This is a genomic window from Pantoea sp. GD03673, assembly GCF_029844725.1.
In the GTDB taxonomy this organism is placed as follows: domain Bacteria; phylum Pseudomonadota; class Gammaproteobacteria; order Enterobacterales; family Enterobacteriaceae; genus Pantoea.
Genome location: NZ_JAOCKJ010000004.1, coordinates 152,520 through 172,622, shown reverse-complemented (window position 1 = coordinate 172,622; position 20,103 = coordinate 152,520). Strand labels below are relative to the sequence as shown.

The 20,103-nt window shown below is 53.7% G+C and carries 17 protein-coding genes and 7 tRNA genes; 4 read left to right on the top strand and 20 right to left on the bottom strand.

The window, feature by feature from the left end; genetic code table 11:
• Positions 1 to 2: 2 nt before the first annotated feature.
• The 4 genes from corC to miaB form a co-directional block, all read right to left on the bottom strand.
• Entirely contained in the window at positions 3 to 884 is an 882-nt protein-coding gene (gene corC, locus N5J69_RS08990) for a CNNM family magnesium/cobalt transport protein CorC (RefSeq protein ID WP_013357111.1), read from the bottom strand.
• An 82-nt stretch (positions 885 to 966) separates the two neighbouring features.
• Positions 967 to 1,440, bottom strand: a complete 474-nt coding sequence (ybeY, locus tag N5J69_RS08985) for an rRNA maturation RNase YbeY (RefSeq protein WP_279769686.1) — start codon at positions 1,438 to 1,440, stop codon at positions 967 to 969.
• Positions 1,437 to 2,498, bottom strand: a complete 1,062-nt coding sequence (locus N5J69_RS08980) for a PhoH family protein (protein WP_013357113.1) — start codon at positions 2,496 to 2,498, stop codon at positions 1,437 to 1,439. Before N5J69_RS08980 ends, ybeY begins: the two co-directional genes overlap by 4 nt.
• A 209-nt stretch (positions 2,499 to 2,707) precedes the next feature.
• Positions 2,708 to 4,132, bottom strand: a complete 1,425-nt coding sequence (gene miaB, locus N5J69_RS08975; RefSeq protein WP_279769683.1) for a tRNA (N6-isopentenyl adenosine(37)-C2)-methylthiotransferase MiaB — start codon at positions 4,130 to 4,132, stop codon at positions 2,708 to 2,710.
• A 171-nt stretch (positions 4,133 to 4,303) separates the two neighbouring features.
• Here miaB and ubiF point away from each other — a divergent pair, with 171 nt between their 5' ends.
• On the top strand, positions 4,304 to 5,476 hold the full coding sequence (gene ubiF, locus N5J69_RS08970) for a 3-demethoxyubiquinol 3-hydroxylase (protein ID WP_279769681.1): 1,173 nt from the start codon (positions 4,304 to 4,306) through the stop codon (positions 5,474 to 5,476).
• 103 nt (positions 5,477 to 5,579) lie between these two features.
• Here the strand turns inward: ubiF and N5J69_RS08965 are convergent.
• The 12 genes from N5J69_RS08965 to nagB all read right to left on the bottom strand — a co-directional run bounded on the left by N5J69_RS08965 (position 5,580) and on the right by nagB (position 12,469).
• Positions 5,580 to 5,654: transfer RNA gene (locus tag N5J69_RS08965), tRNA-Gln, on the bottom strand.
• A gap of 28 nt (positions 5,655 to 5,682) precedes the next feature.
• Positions 5,683 to 5,757 (bottom strand) — tRNA-Gln (locus tag N5J69_RS08960).
• Positions 5,758 to 5,763: 6 nt separating this feature from the next.
• A tRNA-Met gene (locus N5J69_RS08955) sits at positions 5,764 to 5,840 on the bottom strand.
• 22 nt (positions 5,841 to 5,862) lie between these two features.
• Positions 5,863 to 5,937 (bottom strand) — tRNA-Gln (locus tag N5J69_RS08950).
• 34 nt (positions 5,938 to 5,971) lie between these two features.
• Positions 5,972 to 6,046, bottom strand: a tRNA-Gln gene (locus N5J69_RS08945).
• 22 nt (positions 6,047 to 6,068) lie between these two features.
• Positions 6,069 to 6,153, bottom strand: a tRNA-Leu gene (locus N5J69_RS08940).
• A 9-nt stretch (positions 6,154 to 6,162) separates the two neighbouring features.
• Positions 6,163 to 6,239 (bottom strand) — tRNA-Met (locus tag N5J69_RS08935).
• Positions 6,240 to 6,457: 218 nt separating this feature from the next.
• Positions 6,458 to 8,125, bottom strand: a complete 1,668-nt coding sequence (gene asnB, locus N5J69_RS08930; RefSeq protein ID WP_279769679.1) for an asparagine synthase B — start codon at positions 8,123 to 8,125, stop codon at positions 6,458 to 6,460.
• A gap of 307 nt (positions 8,126 to 8,432) precedes the next feature.
• Positions 8,433 to 9,185: an HAD-IIA family hydrolase gene (locus tag N5J69_RS08925; RefSeq protein WP_013357117.1), complete on the bottom strand. Its 753-nt coding sequence runs from the start codon at positions 9,183 to 9,185 to the stop codon at positions 8,433 to 8,435.
• A gap of 39 nt (positions 9,186 to 9,224) precedes the next feature.
• Complete coding sequence (locus tag N5J69_RS08920; protein ID WP_279769677.1) at positions 9,225 to 10,445, bottom strand: N-acetylglucosamine repressor; 1,221 nt, start codon at positions 10,443 to 10,445, stop codon at positions 9,225 to 9,227.
• A gap of 7 nt (positions 10,446 to 10,452) precedes the next feature.
• The gene (gene nagA, locus N5J69_RS08915; RefSeq protein ID WP_279769676.1) at positions 10,453 to 11,601 is read right to left on the bottom strand and encodes an N-acetylglucosamine-6-phosphate deacetylase; all 1,149 of its coding nucleotides are present in this window, start codon (positions 11,599 to 11,601) and stop codon (positions 10,453 to 10,455) included.
• A 67-nt stretch (positions 11,602 to 11,668) separates the two neighbouring features.
• Entirely contained in the window at positions 11,669 to 12,469 is an 801-nt protein-coding gene (gene nagB, locus N5J69_RS08910) for a glucosamine-6-phosphate deaminase (RefSeq protein ID WP_279769674.1), read from the bottom strand.
• 327 nt (positions 12,470 to 12,796) lie between these two features.
• Here nagB and nagE point away from each other — a divergent pair, with 327 nt between their 5' ends.
• From nagE to N5J69_RS08895, 3 genes are all read left to right on the top strand, one after another.
• Positions 12,797 to 14,824, top strand: coding sequence for an N-acetylglucosamine-specific PTS transporter subunit IIBC (gene nagE / locus N5J69_RS08905; RefSeq protein ID WP_279769672.1), 2,028 nt, complete (start codon positions 12,797 to 12,799; stop codon positions 14,822 to 14,824).
• Between the two features lie 152 nt (positions 14,825 to 14,976).
• Complete coding sequence (gene glnS / locus N5J69_RS08900) at positions 14,977 to 16,644, top strand: glutamine--tRNA ligase (RefSeq protein ID WP_279769670.1); 1,668 nt, start codon at positions 14,977 to 14,979, stop codon at positions 16,642 to 16,644.
• Between the two features lie 236 nt (positions 16,645 to 16,880).
• Positions 16,881 to 17,276 carry a hypothetical protein gene (locus N5J69_RS08895; RefSeq protein ID WP_279769668.1) on the top strand — a complete coding sequence of 132 codons (396 nt, stop codon included), beginning with the start codon at positions 16,881 to 16,883 and terminating at the stop codon, positions 17,274 to 17,276.
• A 64-nt stretch (positions 17,277 to 17,340) separates the two neighbouring features.
• Here the strand turns inward: N5J69_RS08895 and fur are convergent, their stop codons facing one another.
• The 4 genes from fur to ybfF form a co-directional block, all read right to left on the bottom strand.
• Positions 17,341 to 17,784, bottom strand: a complete 444-nt coding sequence (gene fur, locus N5J69_RS08890; RefSeq protein WP_009091454.1) for a ferric iron uptake transcriptional regulator — start codon at positions 17,782 to 17,784, stop codon at positions 17,341 to 17,343.
• A gap of 348 nt (positions 17,785 to 18,132) precedes the next feature.
• Complete coding sequence (gene fldA, locus N5J69_RS08885; RefSeq protein WP_279769666.1) at positions 18,133 to 18,663, bottom strand: flavodoxin FldA; 531 nt, start codon at positions 18,661 to 18,663, stop codon at positions 18,133 to 18,135.
• A 132-nt stretch (positions 18,664 to 18,795) separates the two neighbouring features.
• Positions 18,796 to 19,071, bottom strand: a complete 276-nt coding sequence (gene ybfE / locus N5J69_RS08880) for a LexA regulated protein (protein WP_003852811.1) — start codon at positions 19,069 to 19,071, stop codon at positions 18,796 to 18,798.
• A gap of 168 nt (positions 19,072 to 19,239) precedes the next feature.
• Positions 19,240 to 20,004 carry an esterase gene (ybfF, locus tag N5J69_RS08875; RefSeq protein WP_279769664.1) on the bottom strand — a complete coding sequence of 255 codons (765 nt, stop codon included), beginning with the start codon at positions 20,002 to 20,004 and terminating at the stop codon, positions 19,240 to 19,242.
• Positions 20,005 to 20,103 lie beyond the last annotated feature (99 nt).

The window sequence follows — 20,103 nt, the reverse complement described above, 5'->3', positions numbered from 1 at the left end:
ACTTATTCGTCTTCCAGTTGAGGTTGTGGCGAATTTTCCGGAATAGTCACGTGAACCTGGATGATGCGGCGGCTGTCAGCCATCGCCACCTTGAACTGGTAACCCTCAATCTCGATGCTTTCACCACGTGCAGGCAGATGCCCGAAGCCCTGCATGACCAGACCACCAATGGTGTCGACTTCATCATCACTGAACTGCGTGCCAAACACCTCATTGAAATCTTCAATGGCGGTCAGTGCGCGCACCGTGAAGGTGTGACGGTTGAGCTGACGGATATCACGATCTTCTTCGTCGTCATACTCATCTTCAATCTCACCCACAATCAGCTCAAGAATATCTTCGATAGTGACCAGGCCAGAGACACCACCAAACTCATCAATAACAATCGCCATGTGGTAACGCTGGGAGCGGAACTCTTTCAGCATCCGGTCAACACGCTTGCTTTCAGGCACCACCACCGCAGGACGCAGCACTTTCTCGATGCTGAACGGCTCAGATTCACTGCTCATAAACGGCAGCAGATCTTTCGCCATCAGAATGCCTTCCACATGATCTTTATCTTCGCTGATCACCGGAAAGCGGGAATGCGCGGAGTCGATGATGACATCCAGACACTCTTCAAGGCTCTGATTACGTTTCAGGGTGATCATTTGCGAGCGCGGGATCATGATGTCACGCACGCGCTGCTCCGCAATATCCAGAACCCCTTCAAGCATGTCGCGGGTGTCCTGGTCAATCAGCTCTTTGTTATTCGAGTCGCGGATCAGCTCCAGTAGCTCGTCACGGTTTTTCGGTTCACCGTGAAAGAGTTGGTTGATCAACAGGGAAAAGAATCCCTTTTTACTACTGGGTGCATCGCTGTTTTGAGAATGGTCGTCGCTCATGGCGGTTTTTAAAGATCTCTCTGGTGAGGAATGAGTGCTGTCAGCATGCTGTGCTGACAGCCGGATAGCCTGAATTCAGGATTCAGGCGTCTTCTTTCTCCGAAATGTACGGATCAGGATACCCAAGAGCAAGCATTATCTCGGTCTCCAGTCCTTCCATCTCGTCAGCTTCGTCGTCTTCAATGTGGTCGTAACCCAGCAGATGCAGCGTGCCGTGTACCACCATATGAGCCCAGTGGGCTTCAACGCTTTTCCCCTGCTCAGCGGCTTCCTGCTCAACCACCTGACGGCAGATAATCAGATCGCCCAGCAGCGGCAGCTCAATGCCCGGCGGGGCTTCAAACGGGAAGGACAGGACGTTGGTCGGCTTATCTTTGCCACGATACGTCAGGTTAAGCTCATGACTTTCCGCTTCATCAACCAGACGCACAGTCACTTCGCTTTCAGGCTGAAAAGGGGCGACGGCGGCTGAAAGCCAGCGATGAAACTGGCTTTCATCAGGCAGATCAGCGGTATTGTCACAGGCGACCTGCAGGTCAAGAATCACCTCGCTCATTTGCTCTCCTGCGTTGCGCTCTGTGCAGCCAGCGCTTCGCGTTTGCGCTCTTCGGCCTGCTGGTCACGGCGGGTCTGATCGGCCGCTTCCCAGGCTTCATAAGCGGTAACGATACGGGCAACCACCGGATGACGCACCACATCTTCACTGTGGAAGAAGTTGAAGCTGATCTCCTCAACATCTGCCAGCACTTCAATGGCATGACGCAGGCCTGACTTAACGTGACGCGGCAGGTCAATCTGCGTGACGTCACCGGTGATAACCGCTTTCGAGTTAAAGCCGATACGCGTCAGAAACATCTTCATCTGCTCAATGGTGGTGTTCTGGCTTTCATCAAGAATGATAAACGCATCATTCAGGGTACGACCGCGCATGTAAGCCAGTGGCGCGACTTCAATGACGTTGCGCTCCATCAGCTTTTCAACCCGCTCAAAGCCGAGCATTTCAAACAGCGCATCGTAGAGCGGGCGCAGATAAGGGTCGACTTTCTGGCTCAGATCGCCAGGCAGGAAGCCCAGTTTTTCACCCGCTTCTACCGCCGGGCGGGTCAGCATGATGCGGCGTATCTCCTGACGCTCCAGCGCATCGACTGCCGCAGCCACCGCCAGATAGGTTTTACCGGTACCCGCAGGGCCAACGCCAAAGGTAATGTCGTGGTCGAGCACATTGGCGATGTACTGGGCCTGGTTCGGCGTGCGCGGCTTAATCACGCCACGTTTGGTCTTGATATTGACCGCTTTACCGTACTCCGGCACGCTTTCGGCAGTTTGTTCCAGTACCCGGCTCTCTTTGATCGCCAGATGAATCTGGTCAGGTTCGATATCCGGGATCTCGCCACGCATCGGCGCGGTATCGACATACAGGGTTTTCAGAATATCTGCGGCGGCATTGACGCAAAGTGGGCGTCCCACCAGCTTAAAGACGTTGTCACGACGATTGATCTCAATGCCCAGACGACGCTCAAGCTGTTTTACATTGTCGTCGAAAGGCCCGCACAGGCTCATCAGTCGACGGTTATCAGCCGGTTCAAGGGCGATTTCACGAGTTTCGATATTCAAACGAATCCTTTGGGTCACTCAGGGCCAGTTATGGGATGTGTCTGACACACCGGTGGGCTTAACCGGATGCACCATAACGAAATTATTTATGCCGTAACGCCTGGGCGCAAGCGTAAGGAGAGATATTTGGGCGACACTTTCAGAAACCAAGTGTCGCGGCGTGAAAATGGCGGCAACGCAATGCGCGCTGCCGCACAGTAAAGCAGGCATCACGGCTGGAACAGACCCACGCCGATTTCATTTTCCTTGCGGGTACGGGCAATCACAGACGCCGGGCTTTGCGCCATACGCAGGCCCATCTCTTCTTCAGTACGCACCAGTTTGCCGCGCAGCGAGTTGGTGTAGACATCGACAATTTCAACATCCACAAAGCGGCCAATCATCTCAGGTGAGCCTTCGAAATTCACCACACGGTTGTTTTCGGTGCGGCCAGAGACTTCCATGACGTTCTTGCGGGAGATGCCTTCAACCAGAATACGCTGCACGGTGCCGAGCATGCGGCGACTGATCGCCTGCGCCTGCTGGTTAATGCGGTCCTGCAGAATCCACAGACGCTGCTTTTTCTCCTCTTCGCTGACATCATCCGGCAGATCAGCGGCTGGCGTACCGGGACGGGCGGAGTAGACAAAGCTGAAGCTGACGTCGAAATTGATGTCGGCGATGAGCTTCATGGTCTGCTCGAAATCCTGCTGTGTTTCACCGGGGAAGCCGATGATGAAGTCGGAACTGATCTCAATATCCGGGCGTGCCGCACGCAGCTTGCGGATAATCGCCTTGTACTCCAGCGCGGTGTGAGCACGCTTCATCAGCGTCAGAATACGGTCTGCGCCACTCTGCACCGGCAGATGCAGAAAACTCACCAGCTCCGGGGTATCGCGATAGACATCAATGATGTCATCGGTGAACTCAATCGGGTGGCTGGTGGTGAAACGAATGCGGTCGATACCGTCGATGGCCGCGACCAGGCGCAGCAGCTCGGCGAAGGTACAGATCTCACCATCAAAGGTGGCACCACGATAAGCGTTGACGTTCTGCCCAAGCAGGTTAACTTCACGCACGCCCTGCGCCGCCAGCTGGGCGATCTCCAGCAGAATGTCATCGCTGGGACGGCTGACTTCCTCGCCACGGGTGTAAGGCACCACGCAGAACGTACAATATTTGTTGCAGCCTTCCATGATGGAGACAAAGGCTGTCGGCCCTTCTGCACGCGGTTCCGGCAGGCGGTCAAATTTTTCGATTTCCGGGAAGCTGATGTCGACTACCGGGCTTTTGGTGCCGCGCACGGTGTTGATCATTTCCGGCAGGCGGTGCAGCGTCTGCGGACCAAATACGATATCCACGCAGGGCGCACGCTGGCGGATATGATCCCCTTCCTGTGACGCCACACAGCCGCCCACACCGATAATCACATCCGGGTTACGCTCTTTGAGTTTTCGCCAGCGTCCCAGCAGGTGGAAGACCTTCTCCTGCGCTTTTTCACGGATGGAGCAGGTGTTAAGCAGCAGAATATCCGCCTCTTCAGGGACCTCGGTCAGCGTATAGCCGTGCGTACTGTTCAGCAGATCAGACATCTTGGATGAATCATACTCATTCATCTGACATCCCCAGGTTTTGATATGCAGTTTTTTTGTCATCGCGCTAGCCATTGATTCAGTGCAGTGAAGTGAGGGGCGCGTATTGTAATGCTTTGATGCTGTGGTGACCAGCCTGAGGGCTTTTCTGCCAGCCACCGGGTTTTCCGGTACACTTTGCTCTATTCAGCCCATGATGCGCAGGCTGGCGGGAATAAGAGAGGGATAATAGCAATGCAGGATAATCAGTTTGATGTAGTGATTGTCGGCGGTGGCATGGTCGGTGCTGCACTGGCCTGCGGACTGACGCAGCAACATTTTCGTGTGGCGGTGATTGAGCGTGCCGAACCCGCGCCGTTTGATGCCGACAGCGATCCCGATCTGCGAATTTCAGCGATTGGATCCGCCTCGGTAGCGTTACTGAAGCAACTCAACGTCTGGCCGCGGGTAGAAGCGATGCGCAGCGCACCCTATCGCAGGCTGGAAACCTGGGAGTGGCAAACGGCGCAGGTAAGTTTTGATGCTGCCTCGCTGGGTCTGCCCGAGCTGGGTTTTATGGTCGAGAACAGCGTGCTTCAGCGGGCGTTATGGGAAGAGATGCAGTCGCTGGGCGTAACCTGCTTTTGCCCGGCCACGCTGGAGAACCTGCAGCCAGAAAATGGCGGCTGGCGCGCCGACCTTAACGACGGCGTTGCTTTGCATACCCGTCTGGTGATTGGTGCCGATGGCGCAAATTCTCAGGTGCGACAGATGGCCGGGATCGGCATTCATGGCTGGAGCTATGCGCAGTCCTGTTTGCTGATCAGCGTGACCTGCGAACATCCGGCTGGGGATGCGACCTGGCAGCACTTCACGCCTCAGGGGCCTCGTGCCTTTTTGCCGCTGTATGACAACCGGGCCTCGCTGGTCTGGTATGACGCGCCCGCCAGAGTGCGTCAGCTTCAGGCGATGCCGATAGCCCAGCTGGAAAAAGAGATTGCCAGCCACTTCCCGGCACGCCTGGGCCGCTTCAAAGCGCATGGCGCGGGCGGCTTCCCGCTGGTCCGGCGTCATGCTTCACGCTATGTTCTGCCGGGTCTGGCGCTGGTTGGCGATGCCGCGCATACCATCAATCCGCTTGCCGGGCAGGGTGTGAATCTGGGCTATCGCGATATCGATGCGTTGATTGATGTGCTGGTCAGCGCACGCGGTGCGGCGGAAGACTGGGCATCGGAGCGGGTATTGCAGCGTTATCACCGGCAGCGTCGCAAAGACAATATGCTGATGCAGGGAGGAATGGATCTGTTTTACTTTGCCTTCAGCAATCAGCTGGCACCGCTGCGGTTTGCCCGTAATCTCGGGCTGATTGCCGCCGAACATTCCGGGGTACTGAAGCGGCAGGTATTGCGTTACGCGCTGGGACTGTAGCCGTTTGCGCGTTATGGCTCGCCGCAGGGCGGGCCAGCAATGAAGAGGGTGGGAAAGGTACAAAAACAACAAAGCCCGCAAAAGCGGGCCTGGTTGTGCAATTTGGCTGGGGTGCAGGGATTCGAACCCCGGAATGCTGGTATCAGAAACCAGTGCCTTACCGCTTGGCGACACCCCAATAATGGGTTTTTCAAATTGTCTTTGTATGGCTGGGGTGCAGGGATTCGAACCCCGGAATGCTGGTATCAGAAACCAGTGCCTTACCGCTTGGCGACACCCCAATTATATGGTGGCTACGACGGGAATCGAACCTGTGACCCCAGCATTATGAGTGCTGTGCTCTAACCAGCTGAGCTACGTAGCCAAATTGTACTGCATTTCAATGATGGCTGGGATACCTGGATTCGAACCAGGGAATGCCGGTATCAAAAACCGGTGCCTTACCGCTTGGCGATATCCCATTCGTCCGTTCTCAGCCTCGAGAATCATCGAAATTGGCTGGGATACCTGGATTCGAACCAGGGAATGCCGGTATCAAAAACCGGTGCCTTACCGCTTGGCGATATCCCATCCACGCTGCCGAATAATGAAATGGTGCGGGAGGCGAGACTTGAACTCGCACACCTTGCGGCGCCAGAACCTAAATCTGGTGCGTCTACCAATTTCGCCACTCCCGCAAAAAAAGATGGTGGCTACGACGGGAATCGAACCTGTGACCCCAGCATTATGAGTGCTGTGCTCTAACCAGCTGAGCTACGTAGCCATCTTTTTTTCGCGTTACCTTCATCGGCGTTGCGGGGCGCATTATGCGGAGTTGACCAGACAGCGTCAACAAGTTTTTTACCGTTTTTTGCCAGATAATCGCTGTTTGACTGGCTTATAACCAGCCTGGCGGTTTATTCGGCAATTTTTCAGTGAATACAAGGCTAATCGTAAAAAAAATGGGCCGCAGCGGGCCCATTCTGGCTGCTTTCTGTCGGCTTATTTATAGGCTGACTGATGCACACCCACGGCACGTCCGGAAGGATCGTCCATGTTTTTAAACGCTTCATCCCATTCAATCGCTTTAGCAGAAGAACAGGCGACGGATGGACCGCCAGGCACACACTCTGCCGCGCTCGCTAACGGGAACAGCTCTTCAAAGATCTCACGATAGAGATAAGCCTCTTTCGAACCCGGCGTGTTGAACGGGAAGCGGAAGTGGGCGGTAGCCAGCTGCTGATCGCTGATTTGCTTCGCAGCCACCTCTTTCAGTGAGTCGATCCAGCTGTAACCCACGCCATCGGAGAACTGCTCTTTCTGACGCCAGGCCACGCTCTCTGGCAGGTAAGAGGAGAAACATTCACGCAGAATGTGCTTCTCCATCTTACCGTTGCTGCCACACATTTTGTCGGCCGGGTTGATACGCATCGCCACATCCAGGAATTTTTTATCCAGGAAAGGTACGCGAGCTTCAACGCCCCAGGCGGACATCGCTTTGTTGGCGCGGGCGCAGTCAAACATATGCAGCGCCTGCAATTTACGCACGTTTTCTTCGTGGAACTCTTTGGCGTTTGGTGCTTTATGGAAATAGAGATAACCGCCAAAGACTTCATCTGCGCCTTCACCTGACAGCACCATCTTAATGCCCATCGCTTTGATTTTACGCGACATTAAATACATCGGCGTCGAGGCGCGAATGGTGGTGACGTCATAAGTTTCAATGTGATAAATCACATCGCGAATGGCATCCAGACCTTCCTGCACGGTGAAATGAATTTCGTGATGAACGGTACCCAGGTGTTCCGCGACAGATTTCGCCGCTTTTAAATCGGGTGAGCCTTCCAGCCCGACAGCAAAGGAGTGCAGCTGTGGCCACCACGCATCACTTTTATCCTGATCTTCGACCCGCTTCGCCGCAAAACGCTTGGTCACGGCTGAAATGATGGAGGAGTCCAGACCGCCCGACAGCAGCACACCATAAGGGACATCTGACATCAGGTGGCTTTTCACAGACTCTTCCAGCGCATGTTTCAGGCCTGCAGCGTCGGTAGTGTTGTGCTCGACGTTTTTGTACTCCATCCAGTCACGCTGCCAGTAACGACGGATCTCGCCATCGGTGCTGGAGAGGTAGCTTCCCGGCGGGAACTCTTTGATTGAACGGCAGGCTGGCACCAGCGCTTTCATTTCTGACGCAACAAACAGGTTGCCGTGCTCATCGTTACCCATGTAAAGCGGGATGATGCCGATATGGTCGCGGCCAATCAGATACGTTTTCTTCACGCTGTCATAGAGGATAAAGGCGAACATGCCTTCCAGCTCATCAAGGAAATCGACCCCTTTTTCCTGATACAGGGCCAGAATGACTTCACAGTCAGAACCGGTCTGAAACGCGTAGCGATCGCTGAGCTCAGCGCGCAGTGCCTGGTGGTTGTAAATCTCACCGTTAACGGCCAGTACGTGGGTGTGATCGGCGTTGTACAGCGGCTGTGCGCCGTTGTTAACGTCAACAATTGAGAGGCGTTCATGTGCCAGAATAGCCTGGTCATCTGCGTAGACGCCTGACCAGTCCGGGCCGCGATGACGCATTAAACGTGAACATTCCAGCGCTTTCTTGCGCAGCTCAACAGGATCGGTTTTCAGATCCAGCACACCAAAAATTGAACACATAACTGACTCCTGAGCTCACCTTACGGCGATGTTATCTTTTGCGTTGTCCGGCAGCCTGATGCTGCGTGATAGATAAGAAAATGCGCTATTTGGTGCGGTCAATGCAAGAGGAATCGTGATTTACTGATAAAAATATTGCTCACATGGCAATAAAATTGAATAAACGATAATTTAAATGGTGTTTCGTTGATGAATCGGCAATGAAACGGCAATTGTGAACAAAAAACAGGCGGCAGAAAGGGGGGCTGAAGGCGGGAAATGGCGTGACGCATCACAATTCAGCCGGATGCGTCATAAGCAAAATGAATCAGAACAGGTCGATATCGGCAACAGAAGGGTAGATCCAGTCCGGACGGAACGGCATGGCATCAATATCACTCAGCGTCGAAACACCTGACAGCACCAGAACCGTTTCCAGACCCGCCTGAAAACCAGCGAGAATATCGGTGCGCAGGTTGTCACCCACAATCACCGTCTCTTCGGAGTGGGCCTGCATTTTATTCAGCGCGGCACGCATGATGTAGGGGCTGGGTTTGCCCACAACAAAGGGGCTACGGCCTGAGATTTTCTCAATACCGGCACAGAGCGCACCACAGGCAGGAATAAATCCTCGCGCATGCGTATCGGGGTTGGTGGCAATAAAGCGAGCGCCGTTAGCCACGAAGAAGGCCGCTTTATGCATCATGTCCCAGTTGAATGAACGCGTCTCACCGACAATGACAAAATCGGGATTCACATCCGTAATGGTAAAGCCCGCCTTGTAGAGTTCATGAATCAGCGCACCCTCGCCAATCACATAGGCCTTTTTGCCCTCCTGACGGCGCAGGAAGTCGGCGGTGGCCATGGCAGAGGTATAGAAAACGGATTCGGGAACCTCAACGCCCGCCGAAGCAAATCGGTTAGCCAGATCCTGCTCGGTTTGCGAGGGATAGTTCGTCAGCACCACCAGCGGCATCTCTTTGGCCAGAATACGCTGTAAAAACTCCTGTGCGCCAGGAACGGCCGTGTTGTCGTGCATCAGCACGCCATCGATATCACAAATTACGCTTTTAATGGTCATAGTCAGATCCGATGTGGCCCGCCACAACAGCGGGTAAGCTTAGTCTTCCAGAAGATGTTGCAGCAGAATGCCGTTAAGCATGGCACGTTTAGCAAGCGCAAACGCGCCAATTGCAGACCGATGATCCAGGGTGGAACGCACGACCGGCAGATGTTTACGGAAGGCCTCTAATGCCTGGGTATTGATGCAGCCTTCGATGGCGGGCAGCAGCACTTTTTCTGCATCAGTAATCTCACCCGCCAGCACCACTTTTTGGGGATTAAACAGGTTAATGGCGATGGCGATCGCTTTGCCGAGATAACGGCCCACCTGTTCGACCACTTCACAGGCCAGCGCATCACCCTGATTAGCCGCTTTACAGATGTGAGATATCTGACACGCCTCCAGCGTCAGTACGCTGGGGTAGCCCTGGTTCAGCAGATGCCGCACGCGATTCTCAATAGCGCCATTAGCGGCAATGGTTTCAAGGCAGCCAAAGTTGCCGCAGTGACAGCGCTCGCCAAGCGGATCCACCTGAATATGGCCAATCTCGCCGACGTTGCCGTTGCTGCCGAGGAAGATGTGGCCGTTGGCAATGATGCCGGCACCCGTACCACGGTGTAAACGCACCAGGATTGAGTCAGCACAGTCGCGGCTTGCACCGAAGTAGTGCTCGGCCAGGGCCAGGCTGCGAATATCGTGCCCGACAAAACTGGTGACGTTAAACCGTTTTTTCAGACTGGCGACCAGCGGCCAGTGGCTGACAGCGATGTGCGGCATATAACGGATGACGCCGTTAATCGGATCGACCAGGCCTGGCAGGATGACGGAAATCGCGATCAGCTCGCGTATTTTACGCTGATGCTGCTCAATGAAGCCGCTGATGGCGTTAAACAGCGCATGTTCCAGCGTCTCCTGCGTGCGTTCCGGCAGCGCATAATCTTCCTGCGCCAGTGATTTACCGCTGAGGTCGAACAGGGTCAGAGTGGCATCGTTACGGCCCAGGCGGACCCCGATGGTATGGAAGTGGCGGGTTTCAGTGATAATCGAAATAGCGCGGCGACCACCGGTAGATGCCTGCTGGTCTACCTCTTTGATCAGACCGCGCTCAATCAACTGGCGGGTAATTTTGGTGACGCTGGCGGGGGCAAGATGGCTGAGTTCGGCAATCTGAATGCGCGATATCGGCCCCTGTTGATCAATCAGCCGGTAAACCGCTGCGCTATTAAGTTGCTTAACAAGATCGACATTTCCTATTTGTGACTGGCCGCCAGTGGTCATTCAGTGCTTACTCGCTCAGGACGTCGTCTCCGTTGACAAACGTCTTAATGATTTTAAAGTCGCGCGTAAACACAGCCAGGTTCGCGATTTTTCCTGCTTCGATCGAGCCTAACTGTTTTTCCACGCCCATCGCCCGTGCCGGGTAGAGTGATGCCATGCGCAATGCTTCGTCCAGTGCGATACCCACATGCTCGACGCTGTTCTGTACCGCTTCCATCATCGTCAGGGCTGAACCGCTTAATGTGCCGTTTTCGTCGACACAGAGCCCGTCACGATAATAGATTGTTTTTCCTGCGAAAATAAACTCGCTGATGTCAGCGCCAGCCGGTGCGGTGGCATCCGTTACCAGCACCAGTTTGTCGCCTTTAATGCGTTTCGCATTGCGCACGTTAGCGTAATGTACATGCAAACCATCCGCAATAATGCCGCAGTATACATCAGGCGAATCAAACAGCGCACCGATAAGGCCGGGTTCACGTCCGGCAAAGGTCGGCATGGCGTTGTACAGGTGGGTGGCGAAACTCACGCCCGCAGAAAAGCCCGCTTTCGCTTCTTCATAGGTCGCATTCGAGTGACCGGCTGAGACAATAATCCCGGCGTCAGTTAGCTGACGGATCACGTCGCTGCCTGCATTTTCCGGTGCCAGCGTGACTTTGGTGATGACGTCAGCATTGTCGCAAAGATACTGCACCATCGCCGCATCCGGCAGGCGAATCAGCGCCGGATCATGGGTGCCTTTTTTTGCCTTGCTAAGCCAGGGGCCTTCAAGATGCAGACCCAGCGCCTGATGCTGATGTTTCTGCAGGTAAGCGCGCATGGTTTCAATCGCCCGCTTCATCAGCGCGTCGCTGCTGGTGATCAGCGTCGGTAGAAAACTGGTGCAGCCAGATTTTTCATTAGCGCGCTGCATCGTTTCCAGCGTGTCCATGCTGAGCGCATCAAGGCTGTCATTGAACTGCACGCCACCGCAGCCATTGAGCTGGAGATCGATAAAGCCTGGCGCAATAATCGCACCCGCCATATCCCGCTGCTCAATATCGGCCGGGAGCGATTCACGCGGGCAGACGTGCGTAATTAGCCCGTCAGCAACCACGACCGCGTGATTATCCAGAATCTCATGGCCGCTGTAGATCCGACCGTTTACTAATGCGTACATCTTTCTTCTCCCGTCCCGTCCTGGCCTGCTGTCACTGAGGGTAACAGCAGGGCATGACAATGTTCTGTTACACGCCTTTCATATTTTCCGCTTCCATTTCGCGGAAATATTTCACGGTTTTCACTTTCAGTTCCATAGTGGCTGGTTCATCACATACCACCACCGATTTCGCATGCAGCTGCAGGCAACTGATGGTCCACATATGGTTAACGTTGCCCTCAACCGCCGCCTGCAGAGCCTGCGCTTTAACATGGCCGGTAACCAGAATCATCACTTCTTCGGCATCCAGCAGCGTGCCCACACCGACTGTCAGCGCATATTTAGGCACCTGATCAACGTCGCCGTTAAAGAAGCGAGAGTTCGCCACGCGGGTGTCATGGGTCAGGGTTTTAATGCGGGTACGGGAGGCTAATGAGGAAGCCGGTTCGTTAAATGCGATATGACCGTCGTTGCCGACACCGCCCATAAACAGGTGGATTTTACCCAGTGCGCGAATTTTCTCTTCGTACTGACGACATTCTGCGTCAATATCGGGCGCATTACCATTCAGCAGGTTGATATTTTCCGGTTGAATATCAACATGATCAAAGAAGTTGCGATACATGAAGCTGTGATAGCTTTCCGGGTGCTCTTTCGGCAGGCCCACATATTCATCCATATTGAAGGTCACGACATGTCTGAAACTGACCTGGCCCGCTTTGTGCATATCAATCAGGTGCTTGTACGCTTCCAGTGGCGTGCCGCCAGTTGGCAGACCGAGAACAAAGGGTCTGTCAGCCGTCGGGTTAAACGCATTGATGCGGTTAACAATGTGGCGGGCGGCCCATTTGCCCACCTGAGTTGGCGTCGCTAAAGGAATCAGTCTCATGTTTCACCTCAATAGAAAATGGAAAAGGGATCGCTAAACCGTTGCGTTAGTCTTCAGCCTGAGCAGATGATCTATTCTCGCCACGGGCGGAGCGTAATTCAATATTTCGGATCATAAAATAAGTTTGTAGTGATAGCCAGATGTTGCCGTGCTGCATGATGTTTTTTAGTGATAAAAATCACATTTACCGGGTATTAATTTGCGAAGCGAATTAATTTTTCATTACACTTCCCGGCGTGATAGGAAGTGTATTAACGATCTTTGCAGCTGACATAACAACTTTAAGCGGCGCAAAGTGACCAGTCAGGCTCATAGGGGGAAGGGGATATGTTAGGTTATTTACAAAAGGTGGGGCGCGCACTGATGGTGCCGGTCGCAACCCTGCCAGCAGCAGCAATATTGATGGGTGTCGGCTACTGGATTGATCCCGACAGCTGGGGGGCAGGTAATGCGCTGGCTGCGTTACTGATCAAATCCGGTGCGGCAATCATTGAGCACATGTCGGTGCTGTTCGCGATCGGTATTGCCTATGGCATGTCAAAAGATAAAGATGGCGCGGCGGCCCTGACTGGCTATGTCGGCTTTCTGGTTGTCACCACGCTCTGCTCACCCGCTGCAGTGTCGATGATTCAGAAAATTCCTTTGGATCAGGTACCCGCTGCTTTTGGCAAAATCGAAAACCAGTTTGTCGGCATCCTTGTCGGTATTCTGTCGGCAGAAGTCTACAACCGCTTCAGCCACGTTGAACTGCCTAAGGCACTCTCTTTCTTCAGCGGACGCCGGCTGGTGCCGATTCTCGTTTCGTTCCTGATGATCTTTGTTGCTTTTATCCTGATGTATATCTGGCCTGTGGTGTTTAATGGTCTGGTTAACTTTGGTGAGCATATCCAGAAGCTCGGTTCTGCCGGTGCCGGTATCTACGCCTTCTTCAACCGTCTGCTGATTCCGGTCGGTCTGCATCACGCGCTGAACTCCGTCTTCTGGTTTGATGTTGCGGGCATTAACGATATTCCTAAATTCCTGGGCGGTGCGCAGTCACTGGCTGATGGATCGGCAACCGTGGGCATCACTGGCCGTTATCAGGCGGGCTTCTTCCCGATTATGATGTTTGGTCTGCCGGGTGCTGCGCTGGCTATCTACCACTGTGCGCGTCCTGAGAACCGTGTCAAAGTCGGCAGTATTATGCTGGCTGCGGCGTTTGCTGCTTTCTTTACCGGTATCACCGAACCGCTGGAGTTCTCCTTCATGTTCGTGGCACCGGTGCTTTATCTGATCCACGCCGTTCTGACCGGCATCTCGGTCTTCATCGCGGCCAGCATGCACTGGATTGCCGGGTTTGGTTTCAGTGCCGGGCTGGTGGATATGGTGCTGTCGACCCGCAACCCGCTGGCCACACACTGGTACATGCTGATCCCACAGGGCCTGGTCTTCTTCGTTATCTACTACGTGGTGTTCCGCTTCACCATCAAAAAATTCAACCTGATGACGCCGGGCCGTGAGCTGGCGGTTGCCGGTGATGAAAGTGACGGTTATGACGTTAACGTGGATACAACGGACAATGGCGAAACGGCCACTGAATCGCTGGCGCGCCGTTACATTGGTGCGGTGGGAGGTTCAGCCAACTTAACCAGTATTGATGCCTGTATTACCCGTCTGCGTCTTAACGTGAATGATTCGGCTCAGGTAAATGAGGGCGTGGCGAAGCGTCTCGGTGCATCCGGTGTGATCCGCCTTAACAAGCAGAGCGTGCAGATCATCGTGGGCACCCAGGCCGAAAGCATCGCCTCGGCCATGAAAAAAGTGCTGACCAAAGGTCCGGTTGCGGCAGCCAGCACCAGCGGTGCGCCAGCAGAGCCTGACGTTAAACCGCAGGCCGTGCTGAACAGTGAGAAGCGTGTTATCGCGACACTGCTTGCACCTGTAACCGGTGAAATCGTCGCGCTGGATGATGTGCCGGATGAGGCCTTTGCCAGCAAAGCGGTGGGTGATGGTCTGGCGATCAAACCCAGCGACAAATGGGTAGTGGCACCGATTGCCGGTACGCTGGTCAAAATCTTCAACACCAATCACGCCTTCTGTCTTGAAACGGAAAATGGGGTTGAGATTGTGGTGCACATGGGGCTGGATACCGTGGCGCTGGACGGTAAAGGCTTTACCCGTCTGGCTGAAGAGGGGGCCAGCGTGGCCGCCGGTCAGCCTGTGCTGGAAATGGACCTTGAATTCCTTAACGCCAATGCCCGCTCGATGGTGAGCCCGGTGGTCGTCAGCAACAGCGATGATTTCGCCGGTCTGACATTACTGGCCCGCGGTCAGGTGGTAGCGGGTGAAACGCCGCTGTATGAAGTGAAAGGCTAATCCCCGTAACAGAACCCCACAGGCAGGAAGCGATTCCTGCCTTTTTTGTTTTAAAGGCTTAACAAACGGTTGTTTCCCTCAGACGCTTTGTGGATCATACTCCGTTACTTCGTGGTACAAATCACCCGTTATTCGTATTGAGGATTTTTGAGATGAGTGAGGCTGAAGCCCGCCCAACTAACTTTATTCGTCAGATCATTGACGAAGATTTGGCGAGCGGTAAGCACAGCAGCGTGCATACCCGTTTCCCGCCGGAGCCCAATGGCTATCTGCATATTGGTCATGCGAAATCGATCTGTCTGAATTTTGGCATTGCCCAGGATTATCAGGGGCAATGCAATCTGCGTTTCGACGATACCAATCCGGTTAAAGAGGATATGGAATTTGTTGAATCCATCAAGCGTGACGTCCAGTGGCTGGGTTTTGAGTGGAGCGGTGAGGTCTGTTACTCATCAAACTATTTTGATCAGCTTTACAACTATGCCATCGAGCTGATTTCTAAAGGTCTGGCCTACGTCGATGAACTGAGTCCGGATGAGATTCGCGAATATCGTGGCACCCTGAAAGAGCCCGGCAAAAACAGCCCTTACCGCGATCGCAGTGTGGAAGAGAACCTGGCCCTGTTTGAAAAGATGCGAAACGGTGAGTTTGCCGAAGGCAGCGCCTGTCTGCGTGCCAAAATCGACATGGCCTCCAATTTCATTGTGATGCGTGACCCGGTGCTTTACCGCATCAAGTTTGCGGAACACCACCAGACCGGCAACAAGTGGTGCATCTACCCGATGTATGACTTTACCCATTGCATTTCCGATGCGCTGGAAGGCATTACGCACTCGCTCTGCACGCTGGAGTTCCAGGACAACCGCCGTCTCTATGACTGGGTGCTGGATAACATCACGATTCCGGTTCATCCGCGTCAGTATGAGTTCTCGCGCCTGAATCTGGAGTATGCGGTGATGTCAAAACGCAAACTGACGCAGCTGGTGACCGGAAAGCACGTAGAAGGCTGGGACGACCCGCGCATGCTGACCGTTTCAGGTCTGCGTCGTCGCGGTTACACCGCCGCTTCTATCCGTGAGTTCTGCCGCCGCATTGGCGTGACCAAACAGGATAACATCGTGGAGATGGCTTCGCTGGAGTCCTGTATCCGCGATGATCTCAACGAGAACGCACCGCGCGCCATGGCTGTGCTGGACCCGCTTAAAGTGGTGATCGAAAACCTGCCAGCAGGCCACAGCGAAATCATCACCATGCCAAATCATCCGGGCAAGCCTGAGATGGGGACGCGTGAGGTGCCATTCAGCCGTGAGATCTGGATTGATCGTGCAGATTTTCGTGAAGAGGCCAACAAGCAATATAAGCGTCTGGTGCTGGGCAAAGAAGTTCGCCTGCGCAACGCCTATGTGATCCGTGCTGAGCGGGTTGCTAAAGATGAAGCGGGCAACATTACCTGCATCTACTGCACCAGCGATGTTGATACGCTGAGCAAAGACCCTGCTGATGGCCGCAAGGTAAAAGGGGTGATTCACTGGGTTTCTGCGGATCATGCGCAGCCTGCTGAGTTTCGCCTGTATGACCGTCTGTTCAGCGTGCCAAACCCGGGCGCAGCAGAGGACTTCCTGGCGGTGATCAACCCTGATTCACTGGTGATCAAACAGGGCTTTGTTGAACCGAGCCTGCGTGATGGTGAAGCGACGATACCGTTCCAGTTTGAGCGTGAAGGGTATTTCTGCGCCGACAGCGTTTATTCGAAGCCGTCGCAACTGGTGTTTAACCGCACCGTCGGTCTTCGCGATACCTGGGCGAAGATCGGCGAATAATCCTTTTTGCGGCTAACCTCATAAAATGACAAAAGGGCGATTGATCGCCCTTTTTTATTGTCCCTATTTCTCCCCTTGCCGACGTTTGTTCTGCACTAACTGCAACCTCTGAAATGCCGCATTGTGAGAGAAATCTGAGTTTAAAAAAATTAATCAGTTTCCGGATGTGAATTATCCGCTTTCAGGTAGGCTATGCGCTCTAAGAGGTTGCAAAGCGGGTTACAGAGGGAAAAAAAATGACCGTTCTCGCCCAGGAAGCCAGAAACAGTGTTGTCGTTTTACATCAGCTCATTGAACGTATTTTTAATCAGCCTGCCGGATCTGACGACAGTTTTGAGCTGCTGATGTCCTATTTTCATCCTGAATTCCGCATGGTGACCCCAAAGGGCAAAGAGTACAATCTGAACGAAGTTGAGGATCTTTTCCGTCAGTTGCAGGGGCAACGGGAAGGGATGCGCATTGCCACCTGCGAACATGTGATCCTCTCTCATCATGATAAAGAGATCACCGTGCAGTATCGCGAAATGCAGATGATGAATGGCAACAACCATAGTCGTATTTCGCTGGCGATCCTTGACTGCAGCAGCTCCATTCCACGCTGGCGTTATTTGCAGGAGACGCTGGTGGCCTGAGGCTGACGCATAAACAGACGAAAAAAAACCGGTGAAATCACCGGTTTTTTTATTTCAGGCCGCGTTACTGGTCGTGCAGGGTTTCGTCTTCCCGGCAATCGCCCAGTGTGCAGTGTCCATAGAGATAGAGGCTGTGGTTGGTCAGCTTAATGCCATGGCGGGTCGCGATTTCACGCTGACGCGTTTCGATCGACTCATCGCTGAACTCAATTACCTTGCCGCAATCCAGGCAAATAAGGTGATCGTGGTGATGCTGCTGCGTCAGTTCGAAAACAGACTTGCCACCTTCAAAGTTATGACGGGTCACGATACCGGCATCATCGAACTGGTTCAGTACACGGTAAACGGTAGCCAGGCCAATCTCTTCGCCGATGTCGATCAGGCGTTTGTACAAATCTTCCGCACTGACGTGATGGCACTCAGGTTCCTGAAGCACTTCCAGAATTTTCAGTCTGGGCAGTGTTACTTTCAGGCCAGCCTTCTTTAATGCGGTGTTGTTGTCAGTCATGCGGATTTTGTCCTGTTACTAATATTCACTTTTGTGGCTTGTCGCCTTGAATGTCGATCTGCGCTTATTCTCATTTGCGTCTCATTATAGAACTGAAGCGATGAAATGAAAACCAGAGGGCGTGCCTGAATCATCATGGGCTATGGGGGATAGGTCACCGGGCCGGGGAGGATTCTGGCAGATGTCTGTTGGTACATCGCTTAGTCTTGCCGTCTGAAAAAATAAGCGGAAGATCGATGCGGGTATTCTACAGATTAAACGGAGAAAGTTAAAAAAATGTGGCTATTATTTCTATAGGAATTTCCATTGGCCCAATGTGAGCTGGCGCTCACATTGAGTCGGGAAGGATCAGGCTTCGAGGATCTCTTTCAGCTGCAGTTCGTCAAAAATCTGCTTGACCCACTGCTCTACACGCTGGTTAGTCAGTTCAGGCTGACGATCTTCATCAATGGCCAGACCCAGGAAGTGGGTATCATCGGCCAGACCTTTGGAGGCTTCGAAGTGGTAGCCTTCGGTCGGCCAGTGTCCGACGATCACGGCACCGTGCGGCTCAATGATGTCCCGGATCGTGCCCATTGCATCACAGAAGTACTCTGCGTAATCTTCCTGATCGCCACAGCCAAACAGCGCAACCAGTTTTCCGTTAAAGTCGATCTCTTCCAGCGTCGGGAAAAAGTCATCCCAGTCGCACTGCGCCTCACCGTAGTACCAGGTCGGAATACCCAGCAGCAGGATGTCAAACGCTTCCAGATCTTCCTTTGTGCTTTTCGCGATGTCATGCACTTCTGCAACGTCTGTACCCAGCTGTTTCTGGATCATTTTTGCAATGTTTTCGGTATTGCCGGTATCGCTGCCAAAGAAGATGCCTACGAGTGCCATGAGTAAAATAACCTCTTAAATCCTGATAATGAGATGTGTGCCGCAGCACATTTCAGCGAATAATAGCAGACGAGAGAAAACCGGTGAACGGTTAAAGGCCCGACATTTGCTCCTGCGTGCGATTTGCCCGCGTTAATCCAGTTTGAGCTGTGCCAGCAGCATCTGTTCAATCAGCTCGCTGCGGCTGAGATTACGCTGTTCTGCCAGCGTGTTGAGTGCGTCGACGGCTTCACTGTTCATTTTCAGCTCGACACGACGAAGTCCGCGTCCTTTATCACGCTTCAGTTGATTGCGCTTGTTGATGCGCAGCTGTTCATCACGCGAAAGCGGACTGGTTTTGGGTCGACCAGGGCGGCGCTCATCAGCAAAGAGATCGAGCGTCGTGCGGTCAGTCTGTTCTTTTGCCATGGCTTAGTAAAACTGAATGGGGGCGGGCGCCAGTCACTCACCGCGCAGATTATAAATTATTGGCCATTGCCGCAGCAAAACTGACCTGCGGCAAAATTTTAGCGCGCCATCATACTTCACGCTCACTCCGGACGCCAATCCTAAACCTTTGCCGCCATCTATTTGCTTTTAAAGCGCAAAAAAGCGACGGACACTGCGCAAAACAGCATCGGGTTTCTCGGCATGAACCCAGTGACCCGCGCCGCCAATCACATGCGCCTGCGCGGCCGGAAACTGCTGCAGCAACGCATCACGATAGCGGTTATCCAGATAGCTGGAGTCGCCGCCGCGAATAAACAGCGCCGGATGATCCCAGGCAGGAACCGGCTGCCAGCCCGAAATCGTGGTGTAGTTATCCCACAGCACCGGCACGTTAAAGCGCCACGCGCCCTCCTGAAACGACTTCAGCAGGAACTGAATCACCCCTTCTTCATCTATAAGGGTGCGCATAATCTTCGCCGCCTCGCTGCGGGATGAAACGCCTGCGTCGGTTACAGCACGAATACCGGCAAAGATCTCATCGTGGCGACGGGTCTGGTAGTCGACCGGCGCGATATCGATCATCACCAGCCGCTCGATGCGGTCCGGCACCAGCGCGGTCATGGTCATGGCGATCTTCCCGCCCATTGAGTGGCCGATCACCGCGACGCGTTCAATGCCGTGTGCATCCAGCGTGTCAACCATGTCCTGCGCCATTACAGCGTAGTTCATCTCGTCAGATCGGGGTGAGAGTCCGTGGTTGCGGACATCAACCTGCAGCAGCGGCCCGGCATCTTTGAGCCCGCGTGCCAGCACGCCAAGGTTATCCAGACTGCCAAACAGACCGTGGATGAGCAGGACAGGCAGGGAATCAGCAGGAGATTGTTCAGTTTGCAAACGGGCGTTCAAAATCATATCAAAGTTCTTAAGTTTGAGACCTGTGCTTAGGTTATCATGGTTTCACCTTTTCAGGCGCGCCGGTTCCGGCGGCATTAGGACATATTCTGACTTTTG